This window comes from Nostoc sp. CHAB 5715 (genome assembly GCF_020829685.1).
Classification (GTDB): Bacteria; Cyanobacteriota; Cyanobacteriia; order Cyanobacteriales; family Nostocaceae; genus Nostoc.
The window spans coordinates 1-5437 of sequence record NZ_JAIVFR010000503.1 but is presented as its reverse complement, the minus strand read 5'-3'; the positions used below and the strand labels follow the sequence as shown (position 1 = coordinate 5437).

The following is a 5437-nucleotide window of genomic DNA, read 5'->3' as shown; positions in this document are numbered from 1 at the left end:
TCAGTATGACAGAATTACGTTGTAAATGCTCTTTTTCTTCTAGCAAGCTTTGAATGTCGTCAGATAATCGGTTTTTTTCTGACTGAAGCCGCTTTACGTCTTCCTGCAATCCTCTGAGGACATTCTGCTGAAGATTTTCTAAGTCTTCAACTACAGCCCAAAGAGCATTTTCTGCTGCTCTGGATAGCTCGCCTCTGACTCTCGGGTTTTCTGGTTGCTTCTCGAATCGCCCCATTAGCTTCTAACCTCTAACACCTTGACGATAAAGTTGCTTCCGGTACACTTTATTGTCGCTCATACTAATTTCATGTATTTTGTCAGATAAATTAAAAATTTTAACAGCATTTCCGCATTTCAACGTAATTCTGTCATACTGAACACAACTTGGCAAAGCATCAAATTTGCCCTACTGCTTAATACACAGTGTTTTCTTCAGGATTGACAAGTATTTTGTCATTCGATTTTGGACTTTGGATTGTCCGTATGGCTGTAAGTCGCTTGAACTCAAACCTTTTTTGTTTTGGTCAGTTTAATTTACATCAACTATTTGCTAATGAGATTTTTACTTTTAAATAAATCTCACTCCAAATAAACATTTATTGAAAGCGGCGGGAAACTCCATCCCCTCGTGGGTGGAGAGGGATAGCCGCCCCGCCGCTTTGGGCATTGGGCATTGGGCATTGGGCATTGGTAACTTCTTCCCCATGCCCCATACTTCGGCTTCGCTCAGTACAAGTGCCCGATTCCCCATGCCCAAAAACTCCATCCCCTTGTGGGTGGAGTTTTTTATTGTTTTGTTACCAATAGTAATTGTCAAAGACTTGCAGATGGGTGCGTTATTGCTACAAAATTGTCTGACTTGCGAAATTAACTGTAAATTCGTCTGGAATGTAACTTGTGTGACAGTTTATATCTCTAAATGGAGATTAAAGTATCTTCCTGTGGAAACTCAAAGTTACGCTATCCCCTGCACAACATTCTAATGAATGAGCAGCAGTTCTGCAAAAACACGCTTTTTTGGCGTTGTTGCAGTCTAGGTTCTACTTTGAGTAGATGCAGTAGAGGAAAAACTTAGGAAAATATTAATAATTCTAGGACTTACGCACTGTACAAATTGTCTATTATGTGCATAAGGATATTTGGTTGTCTCAGAGTATTATCGATTTTGACCGGGTAATGATGGCTTTACGAATGCGATCGCTACGGACTTGTGTTCTGAACCAACGGACTTGTATTCTGAACCAACGGACTTGTATTCTGAACCAACGGACTTGTATTCTGAACCAACGGACTTGTATTCTGAACCAACGGACTTGTATTCTGAACCAACGGACTTGTATTCTGAACCAACGAACTTGTATTCTGAACCAACGAACTTGTATTCTGAACCAACGGACTTGTATTCTGAACCAATCATTATGCACATAATAGCCAATTTGTATAGTGCGTAAGTCCTATGCTTATCAAATTTTGATTTAAACTCAGGAAACTCAGCCCGTCTCTCAAAAAAGTTTTTATCGTAAATTAAAGGGTTGAAGACCCCAACCATTACACGTAGACCGGAGGCGGAGTGGCTCCGACTCCGCTCATTTTCAGTCCTTCCCTGCGGGACGTGAATTCCCCAGTGCTTCGTATAGTTGCGCCAATCTTGTGGCTACTACTGTTTGTCCTTCTTGGTCATTAACTATCGTTGCCAGTTTCATTGCTTTTATGTAGCTAGCTTCAGCTTGAGGCAACAATTGGACTTGTGCATAGAGATCCCCTAATATGTAGTAAATTGCTGCTGTTTGACTATCCTTAACAGTTGACGCTGACAATATCTCAGTTGCCTCAGCAATTAATCCCTGTCCAATGTAAAGTTCAGCTTGGGCTAAGGTTTTTGCATCATCAGTCAGGTTTTCTTTAGCAATTCGCTCGGTAGCGTCTCTGACAATAGTTGCCTGATTCGCATCGAGCAAACCGAATGTCGCCTTATCGGATGATTCACCATTGTCAGCCTCGACTGTTAGTAAGTATCCTCCTTCTCCTGGTTTCAAGGATGGCTCACCAGGATAAACTACCTCCGTTGTGCTAACTTCGGTTTCCCAGTTGACTCCAGAACCACTTATACGTACAACATAACTGGTGGCATCAGGCACAGCAATCCAACGCAGCTTTGGTTTGTCACTAAGTAACCATGTATTTTTGGGGCTAATAATGTACGGAATGCGACGGGCAATCGGGTCACGAGTGGGAGGAATCGGCCCGGTTGGTCTATATATTAATTCATATGGTGGAGGACAGCCATTTGCTGCACCTGATGGCATCCCGTTAGGTACTGTCCAAAGATTTTGCTCAGGGTCGGTGCATTGAACTATAACTTTTGCCTTTGAAACTGGTTGGAGTAAATCACCAAGACAAAGCTTTGTTCCCACAAATGTTCGATGATAATCTCGCCATTCTTTACGCTTAAGCCGCACATAACCTTGAATTTCGATAATCCGCCCGACGTGTTCACAATCAGTTGGAGCCTCTACAGCCTGGGTAGCAGTAGAGGTTTCATAACTAGCGCTGACCCAATTTGTAGTTGTCAGCAGCAGGTTGAGAACTATTGAAATGGATAAACTACGTTTCATCTGTCAACGACCTCAGTTTGTAAACGTTGGCGTGCTAGATTAATCCATTTGTCTTCTTCTAAGGTTTTGGGCTGATAGGCAAATCCCAAACACTTTTCCCACTCCACCAAAGCACTTTTTTTATCGCCTTCCCGTTCTAGTACCTGCGCTAGTAAGCAGTAGGCGGGGGCGCGATCGCTTTTGAGTTCAATGGCTTGAGTCAAGTCAAGCTTGGCTTCGGTGAAGCGATCTTGCATTAACCGTGCCCAACCTCGATTTTTGTACATATTTGCTCTGACTCGCTCATTTTTAGCCAAGGGTAGACCGATCCGCAGCAGGGAAACAGCACTGTCATAGTTTCTTTGTAAAATATATAAGCGGGCTTGGTTGTTGTAAGCCTCAATCACACCGCCCTCAATGGCTAACTGGTATTCAGCATGGGCACGCTCATAGTTTTGTTGGTCTTCGTAAGCTGCGCCTTGGTTATAGTGTGCAGCAGCAGAACTAGGATTGAGTTTGAGTGCTACAAAGTAGCCCAACTGAGCATTAGGCAGCTTACCCGCTAAGTGATTTATGACTCCGTACCAGTTGGCTAGCCAGGAAAAGGTAAACAAACAGCCGATGACTCCAACTGAGAGTAACAATGGTATTCCAGACTTCAGAAAATTCATAAAGGTGAGCAAGCTATAAGTGCTGCTCTTGGTTTCATCAGGATTTTCCGAATCAGATGTTTGAGAAGATGACTGGAATTCTTCTACTGTTGATTCGGGGGAGGTATCCTCAACTTTTTTGCTTTCAAGATGCTCTGTAAGTAATAAAGTGTTACACTCCTGACAAAAGTTCAGATCGTGAGGATTTTGGCAATTACTACAATTGGAGTTGTTGCAGTAGCTTACCCACCGAACAGAACTGTTGAAAGTGGTGTGACCATTACTTAGGACTTACGCAAAAAGTGCTAAAAAGCTTAATTTATCGAACCGCCAAGAACGCCAAGAACACCAAGAATCGTAGAGTTTGCGTAAGTCCTATTACTAAGTAGCTGAACAAAAATATTTACAGTCATTGCGTTCGCCCTTGGCGTTCCCGTAGGGTAAGAAGCGAAGCAATCCCAGCCGCAAGCGGATTGCTTCATTTCGCTTCGCTACATTCGCAATGACATTGTGTAATTAATTCTATTCGACTACTTATTTTGTCTCTTTTATATGCTTGTTAATAATCTACTCTTGAGAAACACTTTCTAAATCTGTGGCTTTAGGTAAAAATATGAATTTTATGAACTTTATGAACTTTATGAACTTGACTTATCAGGCACGAAAAATTAGCCTTCATTTCAGTTATGAACTTCATGATATTGACTGGTTTTTTCCCCTACTTTAATCTAGACCACAGAATCACCTTTGTTACCAAGTTAACTAAGGCAGGGTGCATCCTAATGCAGGAGAAGTACTAGACCTTAGTAACCACGTATGGATAGGTGTGACACCTAGTTGCTGAAGATAACATGAGTTACCAAAATACTTATGTCATAAACTCTTCACTTTAGGTTGTCGTGTTCTCAAATCCTGGAATTGAATTGCAGATAATTTTCTGCTGGAATCCAGACAAAAAATTACATCTGCTGAGTTTAACTTGACCAAATCACTATCAACAACAAAAGGAGTAAAAAATGACTGTTTACGATGATATCGGTGTTCTGTCTGCTACCCCTGTTACCCGCAATGACTATAATTTAAATGAATTTGATTCCACTGATGTGTTTGAGTTCAGAATCAACAGTACCAGCAACATCAATCTGTCTTTGACAGATATCAGTGCTGGTGATGATGCCGACTTGCGCCTTTATCGAGATAACGGTAACGGTTTGTTTGATACAGGCGACCAACTAGTTGCTTCTTCTGCTAGGGGGAGCAACGCAGATGACTCGCTTAATCGTCGAGCAGACGCAGGTACTTATTTTGCCGAAGTCCGTCGCTTTAGCACATCAGGCGATGTAAGTTACGATTTAGCCTTGTCTGCAACAAGTGGTTTCAGCAATCTTTTGCCTAGAGAGTTTGAACTTGGCGACTTGTCAGCTGATGTTACTCGCTCTGGTACAATAAGTGATACCAACACCACAGATACTTACCAATTCTCTTTAGGAATTTTAGAGCGTGTCAACATTACATTGAGCGGACTCCAAAGTGATGCTGACATCCGACTGATTGAAGACAAAAACAACAATCGTATTGTTGATGCAGGTGAGGAAATTGCAAGTTCTACTAAGGGTGGTACTACATCGGATGTAATTTCCAACCCAGGTCTTGGTAATTACTTTTTGCAGGTCAATCAATATAGTGGACAGACTGACTATACGTTAACTTTTGACTATTCCAGCCAGAGCTTGATAATTCCTCAATCGATACCGTCATTTCCACCAATTGTAGATCCAGAACCATGGCCAGGGCCGCTGCAAAACCCATTAGTGACTCCAAGTCCATTAGTGACTCCAGGTCTGGCTTTTTAACAACTTCACCACCACCTTTGCTTAAGTTTAGGCATTGGAAGTAGTAAGCGGTAATTGAAAGCATTGTAGGGTAATGCTCTCAAGGGTACGCAAATGTTGCAAGCGGCAGAGAATCATACCTGAACTTTGCCGCTTTCTTGCAAAAATGATAACTGCATTTATCAAATATTTCAACAAAATAGTATTGAAATATGACTAAAGCTTTACAAATAGGCGATGTCTACGACGGGCTACGCCTACGCAAATATGGGAATAAATCGGGGTTATGCAAAGCGCCTGAAACGACCAAAAATCGTAACCCATACTATGGCCAATTTGTACAGTGTGTAAGTACTAATTT

General features: G+C 41.9%; 6 protein-coding genes and 1 pseudogene. 2 read left to right on the top strand and 5 right to left on the bottom strand.

Annotated elements, in window-relative coordinates; genetic code table 11:
* Window positions 1–235, bottom strand: a pseudogene (locus LC574_RS24490) (hypothetical protein); the annotation flags it as partial.
* A gap of 333 nt (window positions 236–568) precedes the next feature.
* On the bottom strand, window positions 569–751 hold the full coding sequence (locus LC574_RS24485) for a hypothetical protein (RefSeq protein ID WP_229456153.1): 183 nt from the start codon (window positions 749–751) through the stop codon (window positions 569–571).
* Between LC574_RS24485 and LC574_RS24480 the strand changes: the two genes are divergently transcribed.
* Window positions 750–983 (top strand): hypothetical protein, encoded by a 234-nt coding sequence (locus LC574_RS24480; RefSeq protein WP_229456152.1) that lies wholly within the window; start codon window positions 750–752, stop codon window positions 981–983. The genes LC574_RS24485 and LC574_RS24480 overlap by 2 nt on opposite strands.
* Window positions 984–1156: 173 nt before the next feature.
* Here LC574_RS24480 and LC574_RS24475 read toward each other — a convergent pair whose 3' ends face one another.
* The 3 genes from LC574_RS24475 to LC574_RS24465 all read right to left on the bottom strand — a co-directional run bounded on the left by LC574_RS24475 (window position 1157) and on the right by LC574_RS24465 (window position 3265).
* Window positions 1157–1426 (bottom strand): hypothetical protein, encoded by a 270-nt coding sequence (locus tag LC574_RS24475; protein WP_229456151.1) that lies wholly within the window; start codon window positions 1424–1426, stop codon window positions 1157–1159.
* A gap of 166 nt (window positions 1427–1592) precedes the next feature.
* On the bottom strand, window positions 1593–2615 hold the full coding sequence (locus tag LC574_RS24470; RefSeq protein WP_229456150.1) for a lipopolysaccharide assembly protein LapB: 1023 nt from the start codon (window positions 2613–2615) through the stop codon (window positions 1593–1595).
* The gene (locus tag LC574_RS24465) at window positions 2612–3265 is read right to left on the bottom strand and encodes a tetratricopeptide repeat protein (protein ID WP_229456149.1); all 654 of its coding nucleotides are present in this window, start codon (window positions 3263–3265) and stop codon (window positions 2612–2614) included. Before LC574_RS24465 ends, LC574_RS24470 begins: the two co-directional genes overlap by 4 nt.
* A 995-nt stretch (window positions 3266–4260) precedes the next feature.
* Here LC574_RS24465 and LC574_RS24460 point away from each other — a divergent pair.
* Window positions 4261–5097: a PPC domain-containing protein gene (locus LC574_RS24460; RefSeq protein WP_229456148.1), complete on the top strand. Its 837-nt coding sequence runs from the start codon at window positions 4261–4263 to the stop codon at window positions 5095–5097.
* The last annotated feature ends 340 nt before the right edge of the window (window positions 5098–5437 follow it).